Source organism: Vibrio sp. 2130-1 (genome assembly GCF_033339515.1).
Genome location: NZ_JAWOUT010000303.1, coordinates 1 through 683 on the forward strand (window position 1 = coordinate 1; position 683 = coordinate 683).

Below are 683 nucleotides of genomic sequence, written 5' to 3' on the forward strand. Positions count from 1 at the left end.
ACGGCAAATAAGCAGCTGGAAGCGCTGTCATTAACGGACTCATTAACTCAACTTCCTAATCGACGCAGTGCAATCAAAACGTTGAAAAAGCTTTGGGATGACACGGAGCACAAAACACTGCCTTTGGTTTGTATCATGATTGATGCGGATTATTTTAAACAAGTCAATGATACGTGTGGGCATGAGGCCGGAGACTTGGTGTTAATCGAGCTTGCACAGGCACTTAAATATCATTTTCGTAGCGATGATATCGTGTGCAGATTGGGAGGTGATGAGTGCTTTGTTATTTGTCCAGATACAGGATTGGACGGCGGGTTACATGTTGCGGAAATGGTAAGAAAACAGGTTTCTCAAATGCTCGTTCCAACGTGTTATGAACCGTGGAGAGGGAGCATCAGTGTTGGTGTTGCAGAACGAACAGAAAACATGAGTACGTACACCGATTTGATTCGCGCAGCCGATGAATCCGTTTATTTAGCGAAGCAAGAAGGTAAAAATAGAGTTCGGGCTGTTCAAAAGTACATAACGCAAGAGCAGGTTTCTGTCCGACAAAACTAATCAGTGCAGAATGATTTGAATGGTGAGATTCTGCTACCAAGTTAATGCATTTTCCCCTTCTATGTTTGTAAGCTTATTTATGAAACTGGTGCTTGTTACACAGGCGCTCGCACACCGTTAAGTTC

General features: G+C 43.3%; 1 protein-coding gene. It reads left to right on the plus strand.

Features of this window, described 5'->3' with window-relative positions; translation table 11 throughout:
• The coding region (locus R7Q09_RS25880) for a GGDEF domain-containing protein (RefSeq protein WP_318143909.1) at positions 1-558 on the plus strand (558 nt) is incomplete at its 5' end.
• Positions 559-683: the final 125 nt, after the last annotated feature.